At 63.3% G+C, this 23,495-nt stretch carries 24 protein-coding genes; 8 read left to right on the top strand and 16 right to left on the bottom strand.

Annotation, left to right across the window (positions count from 1 at the left end):
- Window positions 1-33: 33 nt before the first annotated feature.
- From coxB to ACFSNN_RS14125, 3 genes are all read right to left on the bottom strand, one after another.
- Window positions 34-1,662 carry a cytochrome c oxidase subunit II gene (gene coxB / locus ACFSNN_RS14115; protein WP_134457223.1) on the bottom strand — a complete coding sequence of 543 codons (1,629 nt, stop codon included), beginning with the start codon at window positions 1,660-1,662 and terminating at the stop codon, window positions 34-36.
- A 66-nt stretch (window positions 1,663-1,728) separates the two neighbouring features.
- Window positions 1,729-2,202: a DUF2244 domain-containing protein gene (locus ACFSNN_RS14120; protein WP_012431607.1), complete on the bottom strand. Its 474-nt coding sequence runs from the start codon at window positions 2,200-2,202 to the stop codon at window positions 1,729-1,731.
- Window positions 2,203-2,515: 313 nt separating this feature from the next.
- Entirely contained in the window at window positions 2,516-3,481 is a 966-nt protein-coding gene (locus ACFSNN_RS14125; protein WP_134457224.1) for a methyltransferase domain-containing protein, read from the bottom strand.
- Between the two features lie 168 nt (window positions 3,482-3,649).
- Between ACFSNN_RS14125 and ACFSNN_RS14130 the strand changes: the two genes are divergently transcribed.
- Together ACFSNN_RS14130 and trmL are read left to right on the top strand one after the other, a co-directional pair.
- Complete coding sequence (locus ACFSNN_RS14130) at window positions 3,650-4,351, top strand: ComF family protein (protein WP_134459026.1); 702 nt, start codon at window positions 3,650-3,652, stop codon at window positions 4,349-4,351.
- Window positions 4,352-4,369: 18 nt separating this feature from the next.
- The gene (gene trmL, locus ACFSNN_RS14135) at window positions 4,370-4,840 is read left to right on the top strand and encodes a tRNA (uridine(34)/cytosine(34)/5-carboxymethylaminomethyluridine(34)-2'-O)-methyltransferase TrmL (protein ID WP_134457225.1); all 471 of its coding nucleotides are present in this window, start codon (window positions 4,370-4,372) and stop codon (window positions 4,838-4,840) included.
- Here trmL and ACFSNN_RS14140 read toward each other — a convergent pair.
- From ACFSNN_RS14140 to ACFSNN_RS14160, 5 genes are all read right to left on the bottom strand, one after another.
- The gene (locus tag ACFSNN_RS14140; protein ID WP_134457226.1) at window positions 4,813-5,361 is read right to left on the bottom strand and encodes an O-acetyl-ADP-ribose deacetylase; all 549 of its coding nucleotides are present in this window, start codon (window positions 5,359-5,361) and stop codon (window positions 4,813-4,815) included. The two genes, trmL and ACFSNN_RS14140, sit on opposite strands and share 28 nt — an antisense overlap.
- A 94-nt stretch (window positions 5,362-5,455) precedes the next feature.
- Entirely contained in the window at window positions 5,456-6,454 is a 999-nt protein-coding gene (locus ACFSNN_RS14145) for an NAD(P)H-dependent glycerol-3-phosphate dehydrogenase (RefSeq protein WP_134457227.1), read from the bottom strand.
- Window positions 6,455-6,476: 22 nt separating this feature from the next.
- Window positions 6,477-6,947, bottom strand: coding sequence for a protein-export chaperone SecB (secB, locus tag ACFSNN_RS14150; RefSeq protein WP_007179465.1), 471 nt, complete (start codon window positions 6,945-6,947; stop codon window positions 6,477-6,479).
- A gap of 148 nt (window positions 6,948-7,095) precedes the next feature.
- Window positions 7,096-7,359, bottom strand: coding sequence for a glutaredoxin 3 (gene grxC / locus ACFSNN_RS14155; protein WP_007179466.1), 264 nt, complete (start codon window positions 7,357-7,359; stop codon window positions 7,096-7,098).
- On the bottom strand, window positions 7,356-7,781 hold the full coding sequence (locus ACFSNN_RS14160; RefSeq protein ID WP_012431601.1) for a rhodanese-like domain-containing protein: 426 nt from the start codon (window positions 7,779-7,781) through the stop codon (window positions 7,356-7,358). The genes grxC and ACFSNN_RS14160 overlap by 4 nt, the downstream gene beginning before the upstream one ends.
- A 138-nt stretch (window positions 7,782-7,919) precedes the next feature.
- On the opposite strand from ACFSNN_RS14160, the gene gpmA reads away from it, so the two are divergent.
- The 3 genes from gpmA to ACFSNN_RS14175 all read left to right on the top strand — a co-directional run bounded on the left by gpmA (window position 7,920) and on the right by ACFSNN_RS14175 (window position 11,462).
- Window positions 7,920-8,666: a 2,3-diphosphoglycerate-dependent phosphoglycerate mutase gene (gpmA, locus tag ACFSNN_RS14165; RefSeq protein WP_012431600.1), complete on the top strand. Its 747-nt coding sequence runs from the start codon at window positions 7,920-7,922 to the stop codon at window positions 8,664-8,666.
- 302 nt (window positions 8,667-8,968) lie between these two features.
- Window positions 8,969-10,537 carry a S41 family peptidase gene (locus tag ACFSNN_RS14170; protein ID WP_134457228.1) on the top strand — a complete coding sequence of 523 codons (1,569 nt, stop codon included), beginning with the start codon at window positions 8,969-8,971 and terminating at the stop codon, window positions 10,535-10,537.
- A gap of 166 nt (window positions 10,538-10,703) precedes the next feature.
- Window positions 10,704-11,462, top strand: a complete 759-nt coding sequence (locus ACFSNN_RS14175) for a HesA/MoeB/ThiF family protein (protein ID WP_134457229.1) — start codon at window positions 10,704-10,706, stop codon at window positions 11,460-11,462.
- A 94-nt stretch (window positions 11,463-11,556) separates the two neighbouring features.
- Here ACFSNN_RS14175 and ptsP read toward each other — a convergent pair whose 3' ends face one another.
- From ptsP to ACFSNN_RS14210, 7 genes are all read right to left on the bottom strand, one after another.
- Entirely contained in the window at window positions 11,557-13,305 is a 1,749-nt protein-coding gene (gene ptsP, locus ACFSNN_RS14180) for a phosphoenolpyruvate--protein phosphotransferase (protein WP_134457230.1), read from the bottom strand.
- Window positions 13,306-13,609: 304 nt separating this feature from the next.
- Window positions 13,610-13,879, bottom strand: a complete 270-nt coding sequence (locus tag ACFSNN_RS14185) for an HPr family phosphocarrier protein (RefSeq protein WP_012431596.1) — start codon at window positions 13,877-13,879, stop codon at window positions 13,610-13,612.
- 96 nt (window positions 13,880-13,975) lie between these two features.
- Window positions 13,976-14,503, bottom strand: coding sequence for a PTS sugar transporter subunit IIA (locus tag ACFSNN_RS14190; protein ID WP_134457231.1), 528 nt, complete (start codon window positions 14,501-14,503; stop codon window positions 13,976-13,978).
- Window positions 14,504-14,840: 337 nt separating this feature from the next.
- On the bottom strand, window positions 14,841-15,797 hold the full coding sequence (gene gshB, locus ACFSNN_RS14195; RefSeq protein ID WP_134457232.1) for a glutathione synthase: 957 nt from the start codon (window positions 15,795-15,797) through the stop codon (window positions 14,841-14,843).
- A 102-nt stretch (window positions 15,798-15,899) separates the two neighbouring features.
- A complete protein-coding gene (gene gshA / locus ACFSNN_RS14200; RefSeq protein WP_134457233.1) occupies window positions 15,900-17,189 on the bottom strand; it encodes a glutamate--cysteine ligase in 1,290 nt (429 codons plus the stop codon).
- Window positions 17,190-17,425: 236 nt separating this feature from the next.
- A complete protein-coding gene (locus ACFSNN_RS14205; protein ID WP_134457234.1) occupies window positions 17,426-18,934 on the bottom strand; it encodes an ammonium transporter in 1,509 nt (502 codons plus the stop codon).
- Window positions 18,935-18,978: 44 nt separating this feature from the next.
- Complete coding sequence (locus ACFSNN_RS14210; protein ID WP_006048089.1) at window positions 18,979-19,317, bottom strand: P-II family nitrogen regulator; 339 nt, start codon at window positions 19,315-19,317, stop codon at window positions 18,979-18,981.
- 413 nt (window positions 19,318-19,730) lie between these two features.
- Between ACFSNN_RS14210 and ACFSNN_RS14215 the strand changes: the two genes are divergently transcribed.
- The gene (locus tag ACFSNN_RS14215; RefSeq protein ID WP_012431591.1) at window positions 19,731-19,985 is read left to right on the top strand and encodes an accessory factor UbiK family protein; all 255 of its coding nucleotides are present in this window, start codon (window positions 19,731-19,733) and stop codon (window positions 19,983-19,985) included.
- 121 nt (window positions 19,986-20,106) lie between these two features.
- On the top strand, window positions 20,107-21,690 hold the full coding sequence (locus ACFSNN_RS14220) for a YifB family Mg chelatase-like AAA ATPase (RefSeq protein ID WP_134457235.1): 1,584 nt from the start codon (window positions 20,107-20,109) through the stop codon (window positions 21,688-21,690).
- A 343-nt stretch (window positions 21,691-22,033) separates the two neighbouring features.
- Here ACFSNN_RS14220 and ACFSNN_RS14225 read toward each other — a convergent pair whose 3' ends face one another.
- Window positions 22,034-22,582, bottom strand: a complete 549-nt coding sequence (locus tag ACFSNN_RS14225; RefSeq protein WP_377689419.1) for a hypothetical protein — start codon at window positions 22,580-22,582, stop codon at window positions 22,034-22,036.
- A gap of 329 nt (window positions 22,583-22,911) precedes the next feature.
- On the opposite strand from ACFSNN_RS14225, the gene ACFSNN_RS14230 reads away from it, so the two are divergent.
- Window positions 22,912-23,442, top strand: a complete 531-nt coding sequence (locus ACFSNN_RS14230; RefSeq protein ID WP_012431588.1) for a TlpA disulfide reductase family protein — start codon at window positions 22,912-22,914, stop codon at window positions 23,440-23,442.
- The last annotated feature ends 53 nt before the right edge of the window (window positions 23,443-23,495 follow it).

Genomic DNA, 23,495 nt, shown 5'->3' on the forward strand with positions numbered 1-23,495 from the left:
AAAGCGAATACTGCGGTGCTGACCATGAACACGTCAGGCAGCCGGGCTTGCAGCCGCGCTGATCTGAACACGACGGGCTTCTTTCGCGTCGCTGCCGCCCGTGATCGTTTCCGGCTTTTTCAAAATGATATGGTCTTCGGCGATGCCGGCTGCTTTCAACGCGTCGCGCACGGCTTCGGCGCGGCTCTTCGCGAGCTTCGCGTTGAGGTCGGCGGAGCCGGTGGCGTCGGTGAAGCCCGACAGCGCGAATTTCGCGTCCGGATGTGCTTTTGCGTAGGCCGCGGCTGCGTCGACTGCCGCTTTCGCGTCGGCCGGCAGCGTGCTCTTGCCGGTGTCGAAGTAGATGCTGGCCGGCAGTGCCGCTTGCGTTGCCGCGCTGTCCGAACCGGCTGCTGCCGGCGCCGACGCTGTTGCCGCTTCCGCGCCCGCGGCGCCGGATGCCGCCGCGCCTGCGTCGGCCAGGTGATTGCCGCCTTCCGGCAGCTTGCCGTTGCGGGCGTCGGCCACTTGCTTCGGCTGGAGAATGTCGCCGGTGTGGTTGCCCCACGAGTTACGTTCGTACGTGATCACCGAAGCGATCTCGACGTCGTTCAGCGTAGGCGCCCACGAAGGCATCGCGCCCTTGCCCTTCAACACCAGGCTGACGTGCTCGGCGATCGCGCCGTTGGCGATCTTGCTGCCGTCGAGCGCCGGAAATGCGCCCGCGCCCTTGCCGGTCGGCTGGTGGCAGACCGCGCAGTTCGACGCGTAGACCTTGCCGCCGCGCTCCATCAACTCGGCCATCGTGTAGGTCTTGTTCGGATCGTCCTGGCCGGCGGCCATTTTCTTCTTCTGCGTGTCGACCCACTTCGCGTAGTCGTCGGCGGACAGTACTTCGACCACCACCGGCATGAACGCGTGTTCCTTGCCGCACAGCTCGGTACAGAAGCCGCGGAACGTGCCGACCTTGTCAGCCTTGAACCACGTGTCGCGCACGAAACCCGGAATCGCGTCCTGCTTCACGCCGAAAGCCGGCACGTACCAGGAGTGGACCACGTCGTTCGCGGTGGTGATGATGCGGATTTTCTTGTCGACCGGGACGACCAGCGGATTGTCGACTTCCTGCAAATACGTGGTCGAAATCGGCTCGCGGCCATCGGTCTCGGCGCGCGGCGTAGCCAGTGTGGACAGGAAGTTGATGCCCTCGCCCGGGCCCTTCACATAGTCGTAGCCCCATTTCCACTGGTAGCCGGTGACCTTGATGGTGACGTCGGCGTTCGTGGTGTCTTTCATCGCGACCACCGTCTTGGTGGCGGGCAACGCCATCAGCACGACGATGATGAACGGCACGATCGTCCAGATGATTTCGACGGTAGTGCTTTCGTGGAAGTTGGAAGCTTTGTGGCCTTTCGATTTGCGGTGAGCAAAGATCGAATAGAACATCACGCCGAACACGCCGACGAAGATGACCAGGCAAAGAACCAGCATGAACATGTGGAGGCTGAAAAGCTCCTCAGCGATCTTGCTCGCAGGCGGCTGGAGATTGATCTCGTTGACGGCAGGGCCGCCCGGAACATCGCCCACTGCCAGGGCCGCACCGGCGAAAAGCAGTCCGCTCATCGCCAGCACGCCCATGAGGGCTCGCTTGATTGTTTTCATAGCTTCCTTACCCAAATTTTCCATTCAAACCCTCGACCCCGCTGGCAGGTTGCCTCGCGCTCCCCGTGAACGCCGTGCGGCTTCACACGTCTAACAACGCGTGAGCCACATGCGCAGTTCGCCTGCGAACTGCGCGCGCCGATACTGCGCGAGATGTTGCCCGATCATGATCGTCTGCCCACGTGAGACCAGTTTGATCCGGTCACGCGGTGTTGCGCCCGCCTCGATCCGCACCCAGCGCGGATTGAACTCGAACTGCGTGAGCTGCTCGGCGCTGACCTGCTCGATGACGAGCCGGTTTTGAAACAACCGGATGCGCTCGTAATCCACAGCATGACGCGCATATATGGCAAACGCGATGCCCACCGCCAGCAATTCGATACCGGTGAACGGCAACACCAGCCAGGCGCCGACCAGAACCAGCATGAAAGCAATTGCCAACGAGAACAACGCAAGCGACACGTAGAAATACACGAACTGCCGCGGCGATATCGAACAGTTGCGTTTCATCGTCCAGTCTTTCAGAACCGGTTCTGAATCCGCCAGCAGATCTGATGCTTCCATCGCTGCCTCCCGCCGATTGTCTCCAATCGCCGCCAGCGGTCAATCTTCGCGACCATTATTCCGGCCGTTCGATCACCGCCGCGCTATCTTATCTTGCTGCCCTGTGCCTCGGGCCTCTCGCCCCAAATGTGGGAACTCCGGGCGACAAACTGACGCATTATAGGCGTGATCCATAGCATCCACAAGCAAGCCTCAATTGGCCCACAAGCCAGGCGCGACAAGCCTCCGCGCCGTTTTGACGCACCTTTTGCGCGTCTTTTGAAGCGGTAATTTCAGACATAACAGATGTCGTCTTTACCGCCTCGGCAAATCCTCACCGATTCCTCGACGAACCTCTTCCGATGTCCTCGATTCGCACGATGCCGTGTCCTTCTGCCGTGGTGCGCGGCACGGCTTTCCATGCGTGCCCGTAGATGACTTCGAAGGTCAGCGCGATCGTGCCGTCGGCGCGCCGGCGGGCTTCGAGCGCCGCGAGCAAAGCCTTGTGCAGCCGGCGCGCGGCGGCGCCCGACGACGCTTCGCGCTCGAACGGATACGCGCCCCAGCGGCGCACGTCGGCGAGCAGAGACTGCGGCGACTTATAGGTAATGGTGAGGACTTCCTGGTCCATGACGGGAATCTCGAAGCCGCTTTCCACCAGCATGTCGCCGAGATCGTGCATGTCGACGAAGTCGATCACATGCTTGCACGATGCGACGCCGTGCGCGGCCTCGACTTCGGCGTAGGCGCCGCGCAATTCCTTGAGCGAGTCAGGGCCAAGCGTGCTGAACATCAGCAGGCCGTTGACTTTCAGCACGCGCTGCCATTCGGGAAACACGAGATCGGGCCGCGAGTGCCAATGGAGCGCCAGATTGGACCAGATGAATTCGAAGGCGCCGGCCGCGAACGGCAGCGCCGAAAAGTCGGCTTGCGCGAAGCGGGGACCGCGGGCGCCGAGCGCCTTGCCGAGCGATGCCGGCAGAAAGCGCCGCCAGCTCGTGTCGCCGGAATCGTGCTGCAGCGCGCGCGTGAGCATGCCGTGCGACAGGTCGGAGCCGAATACCGGCGCTTCGGGAAAGCGCTCGCGCAGAGTGGGAATGTCTTCGCCCGCGCCGCAGCCGGCGTCGAGCACACTCGCCGGCGTGACCTTGATGAAGTCGAGACGCTCGCGCATACGTTGCGCAATCTCGCGCGGCAGGAACGCGACGTCGTCGAAAGTCGCGGCGCGACGGTCGAAGATCCGCCGGAGGCGCCGGGAATCATAGGCCGGACGGCCTGTTTGAGCGGAAGTTGGAGACATGGGTGTCGTGCTGGCGTGGAGCAGGAAGTATACTCGCTCGCTTCTTTCCATTCAGCGTGAAAGGCCTTCGCGGGCGGTCCCATCGTGCCATTCCGACCCATTTCACCATTTTCCGGCGGCAGATTCGCGCGTTTCGCGAGCGGCTTGCATTCGGCCTGGCCGCGCGCGATGCACGCCGCGCTGCCTAACCTTTGCGCGTTATGCGGCAATTTGTCGCATACGACGCTGTGCGCCGGTTGCGACGCTGCCTACTGGAACGAAAGCCGCATGCGCTGCACCGTCTGCGCGGTGCCGCTGTCTAGTTCGCGCTGGGCGGCGCATGGGCAATATCGCTGCGCGGATTGCATCGGCGAGCCGCCACCATTCGACGCGACCTTCGCTCTCGCCGACTACCGGGCCCCGCTCGACACGCTCGCGGTCGGCCTGAAATTTCGCGCCCGCCTGATGCTCGCGCGCGAGTTCGCACAGCGGCTCGCGCGTCTTGCACAGGATTCCTGGCAGGACTGCGTCGAATGGCCGGACGTGATCGCGCCCGTGCCGCTTGCCGGAAAACGACTCACCGAGCGCGGTTACAACCAGGCGTGGCAGATCGCCAGGCCGCTGGCCCGCGCGCTGAAATTACGCAGCGACGCAACCCTGCTGGATCGCGTAATTCACACCGCGCCGCAGTCGCGACTCGATCTCGATGCGCGCCGCCTGAATGTAGGTCGCGCCTTCAAGGTCGCCGGATCTGTCCAAGGCTTGCACGTCGGCATCGTCGACGATGTGATGACGACCGGCGCCACGCTCGAAGCCTTGGCGCGCGCGCTGAAGGCGGCGGGTGCGCGGCGGGTCACCAACTTCGTCGCGCTGCGCACACCGAAAAACTAGTCTCCACCTGAGCTCACCATGTTCAATGTCGTCCTCGTCGAACCGGAAATCCCGCCGAACACCGGCAACGTGATTCGCCTATGCGCCAACACTGGCGCACGGCTGCATCTGATCGAACCGCTCGGCTTTCCGCTCGACGACGCCAAGTTGCGCCGCGCGGGCCTCGACTATCACGAGTACGCGCAAATGAACGTGCATGCCGATTGGGCAGCGTTCATCGCCAGGGAGTCGCCGGATCCGGCGCGCATGTTCGCCTTCACCACGCGCGGCTCGGGCCGCTTTCACGAGCACGCGTTTCAATCGGGCGACTGGTTCGTGTTCGGCGCCGAAACGCGCGGCCTGCCCGACTCGGTGCTCGACCAGTTCGACAACCAGCAACGCGTGCGCCTGCCCATGCGTCCGGGCAACCGCAGCCTGAATCTGTCGAATACCGTGGCGATCGTGGTGTTCGAAGCGTGGCGTCAGACCGGTTTCGAAGGCGGCGCCTGACGGCGTTTCAATTCGGCTTCGTAGCGCGCGAACATGGCGTCGTCGAAACAGGCGAACACCAGTTGTTCGATTTGCGGCGTGCGCGGCAATGTGTCCAGCACCGTGCCGACCGCGATTCGCACAGCCTCGTCAGCGGGAAAGTGGTAGATGCCGCAACTGATCGCGGGAAACGCAATGCTCTTGCACTGCGCTTCGCGCGCCACCTCGAGCGAGCGCTGATAGCAGGAGGCCAGCAAGTCGGCCTCGCCATGCGCCCCGCCACGCCAGACCGGGCCCACTGCGTGAATCACGTGTTTGGCCGGCAAGCGATAGCCGGCGGTCAGCTTCGCGTCGCCGGTCGCGCAGCCGCCGAGCGTCTCGCACTCGCGCACCAGCTCCTTGCCGGCCGCGCGATGAATCGCGCCGTCCACGCCGCCTCCGCCCAACAAAGACGTGTTCGCGGCGTTGACGATCGCATCCACGGCGAGCGTGGTGATGTCGACCACGCGTGCTTCCAGCGTGCAACGATTGAATCTGAGCATGAGGACCTCGCTGATCCGAAGCGTCGATAAAACGTGGACAGCGAGAGGGAGCAGCCGTTCAGCGCTTTGCGCGCCAAACGGCTGAAAGAAAAGCTTATTCAGCTTTGGAGTCGCGCCGCAGCAGGGCGCTGACGGCGTCGCGCGGGGCCACGCCGTCGAATAGCACGGCGCAGACCGCTTGTGTGATCGGCATCTCGATGGCATGCGCGCGAGCGATGGCGAGCACGGCTTGCGCGCAACGCACGCCTTCGGCCACGTGACCAAGGGCGCCGAGAATATCGTCGAGCGTGCGGCCCGCGGCGAGCTGCACGCCCACCGTGCGATTGCGCGACAGATCGCCGGTTGCGGTCAGGATCAGATCGCCCAGGCCGGTCAAACCGGTGAACGTTTCCGCGCGTCCGCCAAGCGTCACGCCGAGGCGCGACATTTCAGCGAGACCGCGCGTGATCAGCGCCGCGCGTGCATTCAGCCCGAGGCCGAGGCCGTCGGCGATGCCCGTTGCAATGGCGAGCACGTTTTTCACCGCACCGCCCACTTCCACGCCCACGACGTCGTCGCCGGTATAGATGCGCATGGCGCCGTGATGAAACGCGGCGACCGTGCGCTCGCGGCACGCCGCCGACGCGCTCGCGATCGTCAGCGCAACCGGCAAGCCCTGCCCGACTTCGCGCGCGAAGCTCGGACCCGAGAGCACACCGTTGCTCTTGTGTTCCGGCAGTTCGGCCGCGACTACCTGATGCGGCATCAACTGCGAATCGGCTTCGAAACCTTTGCACAACCACACCACATGCGCCGGCACTTTCCCCGCGTCGCGCATCGCCTGAAACAGACCGCGCAGTCCGGCCACGGGCGTCGCCACGACGCATAACGCGTTGTCGGCGAGCGCGTGGTCGAGCCCTGCGGCGAGGTCGGCTTCATAGCGAAGCGAAGCTGGCAAGGCAACGCCCGCCAGATAGCGGGCGTTTTCGTGCGAAGCGGAGAGATCGGCAACGAGCGCGCTTTCGCGCGCCCACAACAACGTGTCGTGCTTAACAGCCAGATGGCCGGCGAGGGCTGTGCCCCATGCGCCGGCGCCGAGGACAGCAACCTTCATAGCCGACACTGCCTGCGGCACTTTAGTGCGTGACGCCGTTCTGCGCCGCGCCGTCCTGGCCACCCATCTGCGCGAGACGTTGCTCGTACAGCGCCTGGAAGTTGATCTCGGCGAGGTGGATCGGCGGGAAACCGGCGCGGGTGATCGCGTCGGCGATGTTCGAGCGCAGGTACGGGAACAGGATGGTCGGGCAGGCAATGCCGACCAGCGGGTCGATCTGCTCAGCCGGGATGTTGCGGATGTCGAAAATGCCGGCTTGCTTGGCTTCGATCAGGAACGCCACCTTGTCCGACACCTTGGCCGTGACCGTGCCCGTGACGAGGATTTCGAACACGGTGTCGGCGAGGCGCTCGGCCTTCACGTCGACTTCGACTTCGACCGAGGGCATTTCCTGCTCGAGGAAGATGCCCGGCGAATTCGGCTGCTCGAGCGACATGTCCTTCAGATAGATGCGCTGGATGTTGAAGAACGGCTGGTTATTCTCGTCGGACATGATGAAGTGATTCCCTGATAGGTATGCATGGCGGCGGCCCATGCCTGCATGGCCCGCCAGATCGTTGCGGCGCGCCGCCCGACCTGATGGGGCGGGGACGCGCCGGCTTGTGGTTCACCCGCCTTCATGCGCCCGTGGGCGCGCGAATTCAGGCGGTTGCTTCGAGCAGCGGCATCAAACCGCCCGCGCGATCGAGCGCGGAAAGGTCATCGTACCCGCCCACATGCGTCTCGCCGATGAACACTTGCGGCACCGTGCGGCGACCGGTCCGGGTCATCATTTCCTCACGACGGGCCGGGTCTTTGTCGATCAGTACCTTTTCAACGTGCTCGACGCCGCGCGACTTTAAAAGACGTTCGGCCATCTGGCAATACGGGCACACCTGGGTGCTGTACATGATCACTTTGTTCACTTGGCTGCTCCTTGTTTCACAACCGGCATACCGGCTTTCTGCCAGGCGTCGACACCGCCTTCGAGAACATGGACTTCCGCGTAACCTGCATCCTGCACGATACGCGCTGCCTTGTTCGACTGCTGGCCGGTCTGGCATACCAGCAGCACCGGGTTGCTCTTGTTCTTCACCAGTTGCGCGACCTTCGCCTGCAACTCTGCAAATTCAAGGTGCCGTGCCGCGGGCAAATGCCCTTTGGCGTAGTCGGCGGACGGACGCAGATCGATGACCGCCGCATTGCGCCGGTTGATCAGTTGCGTGGCTTCAGCGGCCGACAGGCCGCCACGGCCGCGCCGGCTGATCGTCGGCCACAGCAGCAACCCACCGGAGATGAGGACGATCGCGATCAGTACAAGGTTTGTGTAATCAGTGAAAAACTTCACGGAAAATCCGCCGAAAAAGAGAGAAATCGAAAAGGGCAATCCAGCCATTATAAAATAACCGTCTGACGCGATGGCGGCGCTCCTTCAGAGGACCCCGCGCAGCGCTTGACCGCTTCCTCACTACCGACCGGCAATCTCATGTACAAACTCGTTCTCATCCGCCACGGCGAATCGACGTGGAACAAGGAAAACCGCTTCACGGGCTGGGTCGACGTCGACCTCACCGAGCAGGGCAACAACGAAGCCCAGCAAGCCGGCGTGCTGCTGAAGGAATCGGGCTACACGTTCGACATCGCCTACACGTCGGTGCTCAAGCGCGCGATCCGCACCTTGTGGCACGTGCAGGACAAAATGGATCTGATGTACCTGCCGGTGGTGCATTCGTGGCGTCTGAACGAACGCCACTACGGCGCGTTGTCGGGTCTGAACAAGGCGGAAACCGCCGCCAAGTTCGGCGACGAACAGGTGCTGGTCTGGCGCCGCAGCTACGACACGCCGCCGCCGGCGCTGGAGCCGACGGACGACCGCGCGCCCTATAACGATCCGCGTTACGCCAAGGTGCCGCGCGAGCAACTGCCGCTGACCGAGTGCCTGAAAGACACGGTCGCGCGCGTTCTGCCCCTGTGGAACGAGTCGATCGCGCCGGCCATCAAGTCGGGCCGCAAGGTCGTGATCGCCGCCCACGGCAACTCGATCCGCGCGCTGGTGAAGTACCTCGACAATATTTCGGACGACGACATCGTCGGCCTGAATATTCCGAACGGCGTGCCGCTCGTCTATGAACTCGACGAAGACCTGAAGCCCATCAAGCACTACTATCTGGGCGACCAGGAAGCGATCGCCAAGGCACAGGCCGCTGTTGCCAAGCAAGGCAAGGCTGGCTGATCTGCCATGTTGCCGCCATGCTGCCGTCAGAAATGCGACGCCATGTCGGCCCACGGGCCGCGCTGACCGGCAGGATGTACCGGTCAGCGCGGCTCGCTTCATTCGCGCGCCGTTCTGGCCGCCATCCGTCCGTTACGGCACATTACTTCGTCGCTGTGCGCGCAATCCAACGAACCAGGCCCGGCGCCTGCTGTCGAATCACGATTGCCTGCGCCGCGCCCTGACTTGGCGGGTGTGCAGTTATACTTGTCCGTCCCCATCTCTATCGACGCTGCCACGCGCTTCCGACCGCAACAGACTCTATGCGAAAGAACCTGAAAAATATCGGCCTGATTGCCGCGGGCCTTGCTACCGGCGTATTTGCCACCCTGCAACTCTCGGCTTCAGCCCAGCAACCCGCCAGCGCAGCGTCGAACGCTGTGGCTCCGCTGCCGCTGGACCAACTCAGGCTCTTTGCCGAAGTCTTCGGGCAAATCAAGCACGAATACGTCGAACCGGTCGACGATAAAAAGCTTCTCACCGCCGCCATCAAGGGCATGGTGTCGAGTCTCGACCCGCACTCGTCGTATCTCGACAAGACCGATTACGAGGAACTGCAGGAGCAGACCAAGGGTCGCTTCGCCGGCCTCGGCATCGAAATTTCTTCTGAAGACGGCCTGATCAAGGTGATTTCGCCAATCGAGGACACGCCCGCGTTCCGCGCCGGCATTCGTCCGGGCGACCTGATCACGCGTATCAACGACAAACCCGTGCGCGGCATGACGCTCGACCAGGCGGTCAAGCAGATGCGCGGCGACCCGGGCACCAAGGTCACGCTCACCATCTTCCGCAAGACCGACGACCGCACGTTCCCGCTCACGGTTACGCGCGCGATCATCAAGGTCCAGTCGGTCAAGATGAAGATCCTCGCGCCGGGCTACGCCTATGTGCGGATCACCAGCTTCCAGGAACGCACCACGCCTGATCTCGCAGCCAAGCTGCAAGACATCGCGCGTCAGCAGCCGAATCTGAAGGGCCTCGTGCTCGACTTGCGCAACAACGGCGGCGGCCTGCTGCAAAGCGCGGTCGGCGTGGCCGGCGCATTCCTGCCGCCGAATTCGGTTGTGGTCTCCACCAACGGCCAGATTCCGGATTCGAAGCAGGTCTATCGCGACACTTACGACAACTACCGCCTGCAATCCTTCGACAGCGATCCGCTGAAGGACGAAGCGCCGATCTTCAAGACCGTGCCGATGATCGTGCTGACCAACGCGTACTCCGCGTCGGCGTCGGAAATCGTCGCGGGCGCGCTGCAGGATCAGCATCGTGCGCTGATCGTCGGCAAGACCACCTTCGGCAAGGGTTCGGTGCAAACGGTTCGCCCCATGACTGCGGACACGGCACTGCGTCTGACCACGGCGTACTACTACACGCCGAGCGGCCGGTCGATCCAGAACAAGGGCATCCGTCCTGACGTTGCGGTCGATCAATACGCGGAAGGCGATCCGGACGACGCACTCGTCACCCGCGAAGTCGACTACACGAATCACCTTGCGAACACGCAAGACCCGAACGAGAAGAAGGAAGCGGAACAGCGCGAACAGGAACGCATGGACCAGTTGCGCCAGCTTGAAGAGCAGAACGATAAGAAGACGCCGGAACAGCGTCAGAAGGATCGTGAGCGCAAGCCGGTGGAATTCGGTTCGGCCGACGACTTCATGCTGCAACAGGCGTTGAACAAGCTGGAAGGCAAGCCGGTGCAGGAATCGAAGTCGCTGACCGAGCGTCGCCTCGCGCAAAACAAGCCGGCCACATCGGCGTCCGCGCCGGTCGCGGTGAAACCGACGCAACCGGTGCCGGGCGCATCGGCGCCTGCTTCGCAAAGCAACTAAGCAGCAAGCCTGACGTGTCTTCGCAGCGAAGCATGCTGCGAAGACACGCTGTCATACCCAGCATCAGCAAGAACACCCGCTCCCGGCGCGATTAAAATATCCACAACGCGCACGGCAGGCTCATCGGTCCTGCATCACATCGCGCGATACCTACACGCGCCCCGCCATGAACGACGATCAACTCCTTCGCTATTCCCGCCACATCCTCGTCGATGAAATCGGTATCGAGGCGCAGCAGCGCTTTCTCGACGCGCATGCGATCGTCGTCGGCGCGGGCGGCCTGGGTTCGCCCGCGGCGATGTATCTGGCGGCGGCGGGCGTCGGCCGTTTGACGCTGGTCGATGCGGATACGGTCGACCTGACCAATCTGCAGCGGCAAATCCTGCATGTGACCGCATCGGTCGGACGCAAGAAGGTCGAGTCCGGGCGCGACGCGATTGCGCGGATCAATCCCGAGGTCGTGGTGAACGCTGTGGCCGAGCGCGTCGACGACGCGTGGCTCGACACGCACGTGCCAGGCGCGAGCGTCGTGCTCGATTGCACCGATAACTTTGCCACGCGCCATGCGATCAACCGCGCCTGCGTGAAGCACGGCGTGCCGCTGGTGTCGGGCGCGGCGTTGCGCTTCGACGGCCAGATCAGCACCTTTGATTTCCGCGATGAAGCGTCGCCTTGCTACGCATGCGTGTTTCCCGAAGACCAGCCGTTCGAGGAAGTCGCATGTTCGACTATGGGCGTGTTCGCGCCGACGGTCGGCATCATCGGTTCGATGCAGGCTGCCGAAGCGCTCAAGGTGATCGGCGCAATCGGCACGCCGCTGCTCGGCCGCCTGATGATGCTCGATTCGCTGCGGATGGAGTGGACCACCATGCGCATCGCGCGCCAACCGGATTGCCCGGTGTGCGGGCAGACGCATCTCACCTGACGCTAGCCTCGTCAAGCGCACGCCGAAATAGAAACGCCGCCCCGTGAACCGTGGGCGGCGTTTCTTCACCTGATAACGAAGCGAACGCGGCGTTTCAGGCCAGCATCACGCGCTTCAGCGCAGCCTGCACTTCTTCCGGTTCGAACGAAGCCAGCACATCGGCCACCGGCTTTTCCAGCGTCTTCAGATGCGAGCGCAGCACTTCCTGCTTCACAACGAGCAGCTGGCTCGGATGCATCGAAAACTCGGTGAGGCCCATGCCGAGCAACAGACGCGTCATCGTCGGATCGCCCGCCATCTCACCGCACACCGAAACCGGAACGCCCGCCCGCTTCGCTTCGCGCAGCGTGAACGCGATCAGATGCAGCACCGCCGGATGCAGCGGGTCATACAGATGCGCGACCGAGTTGTCCGCGCGATCGATCGCAAGCGTGTACTGGATCAGATCGTTGGTACCGATCGACAGAAAATCGAGCCGCTTCAGAAACAGCGGCAGAGCGATTGCGGCGGCCGGAATCTCGATCATCGCGCCGACCTGCACGTTCGGATCGTAGGCCATACCCGCGTCGTCGAGCTGACGCTTGGCCTCGCGAATCAGATCGAGCGTCTGGTCGATTTCCTGCGCATGCGCGAGCATCGGAATCAGAATCTTCACCGAGCCGAACGCCGACGCGCGCAGAATCGCCCGCAATTGCGTGAGGAACATCTGCGGCTCGGAAAGGCTCCAGCGAATCGCTCTCAGCCCCAAGGCCGGGTTCGCCGCGGTTTCGTAACCGTCGCCCCCGCTCATCGAATCGAGCGGCTTGTCGGCGCCCACGTCGATCGTGCGGATGGTGACCGGCAGTCCGTTCATCAGTTCGACCGCGCGACGGTACGCGCCGAACTGCTCCTCCTCTTCCGGCAGGCGGTCCTTGTGATTCATGAACAGGAACTCGGTGCGGAACAGGCCGACGCCCGTCGCGCCGGCGTCGATCGCGGCGCGCGCGTCTTCCGGCAACTCGATGTTCGCGCACAGTTCGATGCGGGTGCCGCACAGCGTCTGTGTGGGCGAAAACTTCAGCCGCTGCAGCTTACGCTGCTCGAGCGCTTTCTCACTTTGCCGATACGAGTACTCTTCCAGCACGATCGGCGCGGGGTCGACGATCACAATGCCATGATCGCCGTCGACGATAATCAGGTCGTCCTGGCGAATCAGCGCGCTCGCGTGCTGCACGCCGACCGCCGCCGGAATGCCCAGGCTGCGCGCGACGATCGCCGTGTGCGAAGTGCGGCCGCCGAGGTCCGTGACGAAACCCTGAAACGTCTGGGTCTTGAACTGCATCATGTCGGCCGGTGCGATGTCGTGCGCGACCACGATCATTTCGTCGCACGCGCCGTGCACACCGTCGGCCAGCGCCACCGACGCCCCGGCGAGCGCCTTCAGCACGCGCTCCACCACCTGTTCGATGTCGGCTTTGCGCTCGCGCAGGTACTCGTCTTCGATATCGTCGAAATGGCGCGACAGGCGCTCGAGCTGTTCGGTCAGCGCCCACTCCACGTTGTAGCGGCGTGTGCGGATCAGGTCGAAGGTTTCCTGCACGAGCATCGCATCGTTCAGGATCATTGAATGAACGTTGATGAACGCGCCCATTTCACTGGGTGCGTCCGCGGCGAGATCGGCACGCAGCGTTTCGAGCTCGTAATGCACGTGTTGCTGGGCCGTGCGAAAGCGCTCGATCTCGCTCTCGATCTGGGCGGGTTCGATCAGATAGTGGTCTACGTCAAGTGCAGCCGGGGCGATCAGATAAGCCCGCCCGATGGCGATACCGCGTGACACGGGAATTCCATGCAGCGTGAAGGACACGCGCACCTCCTCTAGTTGTGTGATGCCGCGGCAAACCGCTGCAATGCTCTCAGACACTGTCCGTCATTATAAATTCCGCGCCCTATGCAGGTGCGCCAGGGCTGTGTGCAGTGCAGCACGAAAAACCGTAAGCATGCGTTTCGCTGCGCCTTCGTCCGTCTTGTGCTTCGCGCGGCGCGATTCTCGCATGCGCATGTCGACGCGCGCGCCCTCACGCGCGTCTGGTCTGCCCATTGTCACGCGCTAAAAAAAAACGCCGCGGACAGCCGCGGCGTTTCTGCTCATCGCACGTGGACGCGCCAGTTCACTGCCCCTCGCCGAATTTATCGGCGATGAGTTTCAACAATGCGTCCATCGCTTCTTTTTCGTCGGAGCCTTCTGTTTCGATCAGCACCGTGCTGCCAATGCCCGCGGCCAGCATCATCACGCCCATGATGCTCTTGGCATTGATACGGCGGCCATTGCGGCTCATCCAGATTTCCGCCTGATAGTTGCCCGCGAGTTGCGTCAACTTGGCCGACGCGCGCGCGTGCAGCCCCAGCTTGTTCACAATAGTCGTTTCCTGTTGCAGCATGTGATGGTCCGAAGCGCGGGTAAGTGTTGTTTTGAAAGGTGAAACTGCGAAGCGGTTGCAATCCGTTTGACACCCAGGCCGAGCCGGCCGGGCGACTTATAAGCCGGCCGAGTCGGCTTTCTGCGTCAGGTCGGCCTCGGGCGGCAACGCGGGAATACAGTCAGCCGATGCTGCCTCCGGCGGCAAAGCCGGCAAACAGTCGCCGGATTCCGCCGTGGGCGCGATGGGCGCCGGGGTCGCCGGTCCGATCGCATGCACGCCTTTGGTGGCGCCGGCGAGCGCCTTGTCGACCAGCGTGTCGAGCGGCGTGGCGCGATAACAGACCGCACGCACCAGCATCGGCAAGTTGACGCCGCACAGCACGCGCACGTCCGGCAACGAAGCAAGCCGTCCAGCGATATTCGCCGGCGTGGCGCCGAACATATCCGTGAGGACGAGCGCGCCGTTTTCTTCCTTCAAACGCTCGATTTCCGAGTTCGCAAACGCAACCTGCTGCGCGGGATCGCAATCCGGCGATACGTCGATCACGCCGATGCGAGCCGGCAAGCCACCATAGATGTGCGAAATGCAATCGCGCAACGCGGTGGCGAACGGAGCGTGCGCAATGATCAGAATGCCTGCCATGTCAGCCTTACTGCAAAAGAACGGCCCCGAACCGTGAACCAGGGACGAAGCCCGGTTCGTCAGCGCCCTCTGCCGGCCGTGGGCCATGAGGGCCGGAACGCATCGATTGACGAGCGGCGTGCCGCGCATGGCGTCGTGCCTGCGCCGGCAAAACACTGCTCGCTTACAGTCCGCTGCCCACGACACCCGTGGATGCCATCGAATCACCTCGGCGCGGAAGAGCGGGCATTGTATCAGGCTCATTTTCGCGCCAATTCCGGCGTGCTGCGTGATGCGGATTTACTACACAGTTTGGGGGATGTGGCGGGCATTCAAGTGCCGGCAGCAGGCCGCGCCGTCACCCCGCCGCGCGCTCCAACGCGTCGATGAACATGGCGGCAACGTCGAAGCCGGTTTGATCCATGATCTCGCGGAAGCACGTCGGGCTCGTCACGTTCACTTCGGTCAGCCAGTCGCCGATCGCGTCCAGCCCGACCAGCAGCAAACCGCGCGCTGCAAGCACCGGCGCCAGCGTATCGGCGATCTTGCGGTCGTGCTCGGTGAGCGGACGCGCCACGCCGAGGCCGCCGGCCGCGAGATTGCCGCGCACTTCATTACCCTGAGGAATCCGCGCGAGCGAATACGGCACGGCTTCGCCGCCGATCAGCAGAATGCGCTTGTCGCCCTCTTTGATCTCGGGGATGAATTTCTGCGCCATCACTGAACGCGCACCGTCGTGACTGAGCATTTCGATGATCGAACCGAGGTTCATGCCGTCGGCCTTCACGCGGAACACGCCCATACCGCCCATGCCGTCGAGCGGCTTCAGGATCACGTCGGCGTGCTCTTCATGGAACCCGCGCAAACGGCTCGCGTCGCGCGTGACCAGTGTGGGCGCGACGAACTGCGCGAACTCGCCGATCGCGAGCTTTTCCGAGTGGTCGCGAATCGCCTGCGGTTTGTTGAAGATGCGCGCGCCGCCGCGTTCGGCCATTTCGAGCAGCCACGTCGACGTGACGTATTCCATGTCGAACGGCGGGTCCTTGCGCATCACCACGGCGCTGAAGCTCTTGAGCGAGCGCGGCGTGGCCGCTTCGGCGTCGTACCAGACTTCGCGATGCAGATCCGTGACGTCGCCGACAATCGCAAAGCGCTGCACGTTCGCCTCGACGTCGCCGCCCGTCCACGCCAGATGCTTCGGCTCGCACGTGTACACCACGTGACCGCGGCGCGCCGCTTCGGCCATCATCGCGTAGGTCGAGTCTTTGTAGATCTTGAATTGCGTGAGCGGATCGGCGATGAAAAGAATGTCCATGAAGGTCCTGGTGCGCCCAGACGGGCTTGGCATTGATCGTAAATATAGTCGTTGAAAATGGCGATGGCGGCACGCATGCCGCCATCGACCACCCAAGGTGGCTTAGACCTGAATCGCTTCCGGATCGGTCTTTTCCAGCTCCACCGATGCGGCCAGCAGCCCGAGCCGCGCCACCACGCCGTACATATAGAAGCGGTTCGGCGGCGCCGCGCCCGGCTTGGCGTGCGCGTCGGGCAGCGCCGTGTGCTCGAAGCCGAGCGGCACGAAATGCATGCCCGGCGCGTTCAGATTCTGATCGCGCTCGCGGCTGCCGTGCACGCGGTAGAAGCCGCCCACCACGTAGCGGTCGATCATGTACACGACCGGCTCGGCCACTTCTTCGCCGATGCGTTCGAAGGTGTACACGCCTTCCTGCACGATCACATCATGCACTTCGAGGCCGTCTTTGGTCGCGGCCATCTTGGCGCGTTCGCGCTTGGTGAGCGCGGCGACTTCCGACGCGTCGTGCACGGTCATCACACCCATGCCATACGTGCCCGCGTCCGACTTGATGACGACATACGGTTTCTCGGAGATGCCGTACTCGCGATACTTCTTGGCGATCTTCTTCAGCACGCCGTCGATCGCATCCGTCAGCGCTTCCTCGCCGATGCGCTCCTGGAAGTCGACGCCTTCCACATGCGCGAAGTACGGGTTGATCATCCACGGATCGATCTCGACCATTTTCGCGAACTTTTTCGCGACATCGTCGTAGCAGGAAAAGTGCGTGGATTTGCGGCGCACGGCCCAGCCGGCATGCAGCGGCGGCAGCAAATACTGCTCGTGAAGATTTTCGAGCACGGGCGGAATGCCGCCCGACAGATCGTTATTCAGCAGAATCGAGCACGGGTCGAAATTCTTCAGGCCGAGGCGCCGCTGCGAGCGCTCGAGCGGTTCGAGCACGAGTTTCTGGCCGTCGGAGAGTGCGATCGTGACCGGCCCGTTGATGGTTTCGTCGAGCGTGCCGAAACGCACGTTCAAGCCTGCCTGACGCATGATCGCGGCCAGACGGGCAACATTCTCGAGGTAAAACGCGTTGCGCGTGTGGCGCTCCGGAATCACCAGCAGATTCTTGGCGTCCGGACAGATCTTCTCGATCGATGCCATCGCGGCCTGCACGGCCAGCGGCAACACTTCCTGCGGCAGATTGTTGAATGCGCCGGGAAACAGATTGGTGTCGACCGGCGCGAGCTTGAACCCCGCGTTGCGCAGGTCGACGGAACAGTAGAACGGCGGCGTGTGCTCCTGCCATTCGAGCCGGAACCAGCGTTCGATGGCGGGCGTGGCGTCGAGGATCTTCCGCTCAAGATCGAGCAGCGGGCCGTTTAACGCCGTAACTAGGTGCGGAACCATTGATCACTCGCAGACTGGAGAAAAAAGATTGTAGAGCAAATGCTTTGTCCATTTGGGGACGGTTTCTCCATTCGCAAGCGGACGCGAATGCATTCTCGCTATTGCCATCATAGGCGGGGAAAACTACCGTTTACAAGATAGCCCGCAAGAAAAAAGCCCGCCATAAAGGCGGGCCAAAATCGCTGCGCTTATTCGTAATCCCACGAGCCCGGAAGCGCGGGCTCGCGGTGAGTTGCTTATTCGACGTGTTCGCCGTGCAGCGTCACGTCCAGACCTTCGCGTTCCTGTTCTTCGGTCACGCGCAGGCCCATCACCATGTCGATGATCTTCAGCAGGATGTAGCTCACCACGCCGCTGTAGATCAGCGTCGTCAGCACGCCCTTGGCTTGCAGGATCACGCTGCCGTCCGCGCCGCCGATGTCCTTCACCGCGAACACGCCGGTCAGCAGCGCACCCACGATACCGCCTACGCAGTGCACGCCGAACGCGTCGAGCGAGTCGTCGTAACCGAGCTTGTGCTTGAGCCACGTTGCAGACCAGAAGCAGATCACGCCTGCCGCGATACCGATCACCAGCGAACCCGCCATGCCGACGAAGCCCGAAGCCGGCGTAATCGCCACCAGACCCGCCACGGCGCCCGACACGATGCCGAGCACCGACGGCTTACCCTTGGTTGCCCATTCGGCGAACATCCATGCGAGTGCTGCTGCTGCCGTTGCCACTTGCGTGGCGAACATCGCGAAACCGGCACGGCCGTCCGCCGCCACCGCCGAACCCGCGTTGAAACCGAACCAGCCTACCCACAGCATGGCGCCACCGATCAGCGTGAGCGTCAGGTTGTGCGGCGCCATCGCTTCCTTGCCGTAGCCGACGCGCTTGCCGAGCACCAGCGCGCAGACCAGCGCCGCGATACCGGCGTTGATGTGCACCACCGTGCCGCCCGCGAAGTCGAGGATGCCAGCGGTAGCCAGCCAGCCGGTCGGTTCCCAGACCATGTGCGCGATCGGCGAGTAGACGATGATCGACCACAGCGTCATGAACACCAGCATCGCCGAGAATTTCATACGGTCGGCAAACGCACCCGTGATCAGCGCCGGGGTGATGATCGCGAATGTCATCTGATAGACGACGTAGACCGTTTCCGGAATGGTCGGGGCGAGGTGGCTGACGGTCAGCGTCGTGGCCTTGTCGCCCTTGATGTAGTTCATGCCCGCCATGAAGAAGCGCGAGAAACCGCCGATGAACGAATTGCCCGGCGTGAAGGCGAGCGTGTAGCCCACCACGACCCAGATGATCGACACGAGACAGGTGATCGCGAAGCTTTGCATCAGGATCGCGAGCACGCTCTTCTTGCGGACCATGCCGCCGTAGAACAGCGCCAGACCCGGAATCGTCATGAACAGTACGAGCGCGGTGGAGGTCAGCATCCACGCGGTGTCGCCCGAATTGATCTTCGACGAATCGACCGAGAACGGCGCGGTCGGGGCAGCCGGCGCAGCGTCCGATGCTGCGGGTGCGGCGGCGGCCGCGCTGGCAGCCGGTGCGGCGGACGCGTCAGCGGCCGGTGCCGAAGCCGCGGCGGCTGCGGGTGCGGCCGAAGCGTCCGGTGCCGGCGCGCTCGCCGTCGTATCGGGAGCAGCGGCCGAGGCGGCTGCGGGGGCGGAAGCGTCGTCCGCGAGGGCGGCGCCGATACCGCCCGCGAGCAGCGAACCGGCCATCAGCAAGGACATCATTAATTTGCGCATCTTTCGTTTCCTCTTGTCGCTATCTGTGTCGCTGTCTTTTGGTATTACAGAGCATCCGCGCCGGTCTCCCCGGTGCGGATGCGAATCACCTGTTCGATCGGCGTGACGAAAATCTTGCCGTCGCCGATCTTGCCCGTGCGAGCCGCGCGCTCGAGCGCCTCGATCGCCTGATCGACGATGTCGTCCGAGACCGCGGCCTCGATCTTCACCTTCGGCAGAAAATCGACGACGTATTCAGCGCCGCGATACAGCTCCGTGTGGCCTTTCTGGCGACCGAAACCTTTGACTTCCGTCACCGTGATGCCCGAGACGCCGATGGCCGACAAGGCTTCGCGCGCCTCATCGAGCTTGAACGGCTTGATGATTGCGGTAATGAGTTTCATGACATCCCTCGCTTAGTTGCGTAACCCGTTTGCGTAACCTGTTTGCTAACTCTCGTTGCGAATCCTTGAACCGTTCGCATGGTCTCGTTCCGCTGCCGGTAAAAAATGCGCCGGCGGTGCGCGCGGGGCAGTAACAGCAACTCGCATGCCATGTTGTGTCAGACTCCGCCCCGTGGACGTCGCAAAAGGGGCGCAAGCCGCCTTGGCCAGACGGCCAACGTTAGCGGGGGCACGCTGGCGCGGCGTATGGATCGTTGCTAGAGTGTTTGCAGGTCTGGAACGCGTGGGCGCGCACCAAAGGGGCTCATGCGGGAACGGCACGCAGCGGGACATGCACCAACACCGCCCATTTGCCGTTACCAAGCACAGGCGTAACGAAACATGCACATTTTTTGTGCACCAAGGGGAACACCATGAAACAACCGAACGATGTTTTTAATGACTTTCAGGCCCGCATGAGCGAGCTGTTCAAGAATTCGCCGGCCAAGGACGTCGAACGGAACGTCAAGGCCATGCTGTCGCAGGGCTTTTCGAAGCTCGACCTGGTGACGCGCGAGGAATTCGATACGCAGACCCAGGTGCTGGTCCGCACGCGCGCGCGCCTGGAAGAGCTGGAGCGCCGCGTCGCCGAACTCGAACAGAAGCTGCCGGTCACGCAAACGCCGTAACGCTTTGCTCGCGGCGTAACCGCCGCGCAGTGCTGCACATCACAGGCAAGCGAGCCGTGACGTCATCAGCGTTTTAGGGGACTTGCGCGCGCCCTCGGCGCGCCGTCCGACGGGAGAAAACATGTCGCTTGCCGTGGTGCGCAGTCGCGCGCCGGCCTCTGGCCGCGCGCCGGAAGTAACCGTCGAGGTCCACCTCGCGAACGGATTACCCTCTTTTTCGATCGTCGGCCTGCCTGATCTGGAAGTGCGCGAAAGCCGCGAGCGCGTGCGCGCGGCGCTGCAGAACTGCAATTTCGACTTTCCCGTCCGGCGCATCACCGTCAACCTGGCGCCCGCCGATCTGCCGAAGGAATCTGGCCGCTTCGATCTGCCCATCGCCTTAGGCATTCTCGCCGCGAGCGGCCAGATTCCCGCCGAGTCGTTACTGCATCGTGAATTCGCGGGCGAACTGTCGCTGACCGGCGCCCTCAGGCCGATGCGCGGCGCTTTCGCCATGGCGTGCGGAACGGCGCGCAGCGGTGTCGCTCAGGGCGGCGGTGCGCCGCAATCTGCAGCGAGTGCTGGCGACGCGCGCGCGCTGTCCACGCCTCAGCTCTACTTGCCCGCTGCGAGCGCCGCCGAAGCGGCGCTCGTCCCCGGCGTCGACGTCTACGGCGCCGCAGACCTGCCTTCGTTATGCGCTCACCTCGCGCAAGCGCCGGACGGGCGGCTCTATCCCGTCGCCGCGCCGGACCTCGCGGAATGCCCGGCGGCCATCGTCCCGGATATGGGCGACGTCATCGGTCAACGCGGCGCGCGCCGGGCACTCGAAGTTGCGGCGGCCGGCGGCCATCACGTCTTGCTGGTCGGCCCGCCCGGTGCGGGCAAATCGATGCTCGCCGCCCGCCTCCCCGGCCTGCTGCCGCCCATGACCGACGACGAAGCGCTCGCCTCCGCCGCCTTGCTGTCCGCCAGCCGGGCCGGTTTCACGCCCTCGCAATGGCGGCGACGGCCGTTTCGCGCCCCACATCATTCGTCGAGTGCCGCGGCGCTGGTCGGCGGGCGCAATCCACCGCAGCCAGGCGAAATTACGCTGGCGCATCTGGGTGTGCTTTTTCTTGACGAGCTTCCCGAGTTCGACCGCCATGTCCTGGAAACGCTGCGGGAACCGCTTGAAGCCGGCCGCATCACGATTTCACGCGCCGCCTTGCAGGCGGATTTCCCGGCTGCGTGTCAATTGATCGCCGCCATGAATCCGTGCCCATGCGGCTGGCGCGGCGATCCCAACGGCCGCTGCCGTTGCACGCCGGAGATCGCCGCGCGCTATTTACGCAAGCTTTCCGGCCCCCTGCTCGACCGGATCGACATCCAACTTGAAGTGCCCGCGCTCACGCCGGCGGAACTGTCCGCCCGCTCCACGGCGGCCGGCGAGACAAGCGCCGCCATCGCGGCGCGCGTCAGCCGCGCCCGCGAGCGGCAATTGAGCCGTCAGGGCAAAACCAATCGTGAACTGGGAGGACGGGAAGTGGACGAGGTCTGCCGCCCCGACTCCGCGGGCGAAGCCTTGCTGCGCGAAGCCGGAGAACGCTTCGGCTGGTCGGCGCGGGCGTACTACCGGGTTCTGAAGGTAGCGCGCACGATCGCCGATCTCGCCGGCGTGTCCATGCCGAGCGCTGCGCAAATCGGCGAGGCGATCCAGTATCGCCGGGCTTTTGGCTCCCTATGAGGCAAAAAACATGCTGTCAAGACTTGACTTATGCACACGCACGCGTTCCAGACAAATTTTGAAACATCTGAAAGGTACGTTGTGGGCTGGATCCAAAAAGCATTGATTTGATTGAGTTTTTTTAACCACCTGAAGAGCGCGGATTCTGACAGAGTGCCCATAGAACGGGCATCTCCAGCCAGTTTTCGCGAGTTCTCAACAGAGTTATCCACAGGAAGGGCGAACATCACGAAAACCTCAACGTAAACCGGGAATTAGCGCGCGATGCTGCGAAGGAACTTTCACTGTGGGCAGCACCTCCGCTGCGCCCCATCACGCCCAGAATCGGCCAAAAATACCGCCCTCAATACAGTTGGAACGACGAAAAAAATTGGTCGACCTGTTCCGGCTGCATCGGCTTCGATGCAATGATCGCCGCCTGATAGACATGCCGGCCGCGCGCCACGAGCCGGGCGTAGACAGTGCGGGTCTCGTGCTGCGAACCGGCCTCGCCGCTCAGCTTCATTTCCAGGCCGAGCACCTGGCCGCCGGCAGCGAGCGGGATCTGCACGGCACGCGCATCAGGCGCGGCGCCCACGTTACGGGCTAGGCCGGTGCGCAGGAAATCGAGCGCTGCGCGCTGCGTGGCCTCGTCGTCGTTGGGCAGCATGATCGTGCCGACCGCGAAGACGGCGTCGCCGGCTTCGGCCGTCTGCATCGCCATCTGCATCGGCGTGCCGTTGATCTGCACGGCTCGCTGATCGTTGCCCGGTTTGGCCGGCAGGTCGACGGTGTAGCCGTTGTCGTTGTTCATGATGGTCCGCCAATCGAAGGTGGGCGAACAGGCGCTCAGCGCGACGCCGAGCGTCAGCGCGCAAGCCAGCGTGCTCAAGACTGCGCGCGCGTTCGACAATGGCTGGGCGGCGCCGGTTGACCGGTCGCCGGCCGCGATCGGGCGCGGCCCGCGGTTAAAAAAATGGCCCGCGAAGCGGCTGGCAGCAGCAAGACAGGACGGAATTCGAGCGAGAAAGCGACTGACGCGGTCACCGCGGAAAACAGTTCGAGACATGGGGGCAGAAGACAAGACTGACGAGAACGTAGAACCCGTATTATCCGCTCCCGGCCCGCGTCCTGCCGCGCCGCCGGAATGGAGCTACAATAGCGGGGCTTTCCAGCACCGGGCCGAAAACCCAAACCGACGCACTGTCCCGCGCGTTCCGCGCGACTCCTGAGGTTCCGTTCATGAGCTCCACGCCGTCCACCGCCACCCGGCGCGCGAATCCGCTTCGCTACATCATCATTGCCGCCGTGGCCGTCGCGATTGCCATCGCCGGCTATTTCGCGTTTGCCGGCCAGCAGCGCGTGCCGGATGCGACCTTCACGTTGCTGTCCGGCCAGAAAGTTTCGACCGCCGACCTGAAGGGCAAGGTCTATCTGGTCAACTTCTGGGCGACGAGCTGCGACACGTGCATGAAGGAAATGCCGCAGATGGTTCAGACCTATAACCGCTTCAAAGGCCAAGGCCTCGAATTCGTCGCTGTGGCCATGAACTACGATGCGCCCATGTACGTGGCCAACTACACGCAAACCCGCCAGTTGCCGTTCAAGGTCGCAATGGACGACGGCTCGGCCGCCAAGCAGTTCGGCAACGTTCAGCTCACGCCGACCACGTTCCTGGTCGACAAGGACGGCAAGATTCTCAAGCGCTATGTGGGCGAACCGCAATTCGCGGAACTCGACCAGTTGCTGGAAAAGGCGCTGAAACCGGCCTGAACGGGCAGCGCAGCCCGATCCGATTCAACTGAATCAAACACGCCGGCCTCGCA

The organism is Paraburkholderia dipogonis (assembly GCF_042680985.1).
GTDB lineage: Bacteria > Pseudomonadota > Gammaproteobacteria > Burkholderiales > Burkholderiaceae > Paraburkholderia > Paraburkholderia phytofirmans.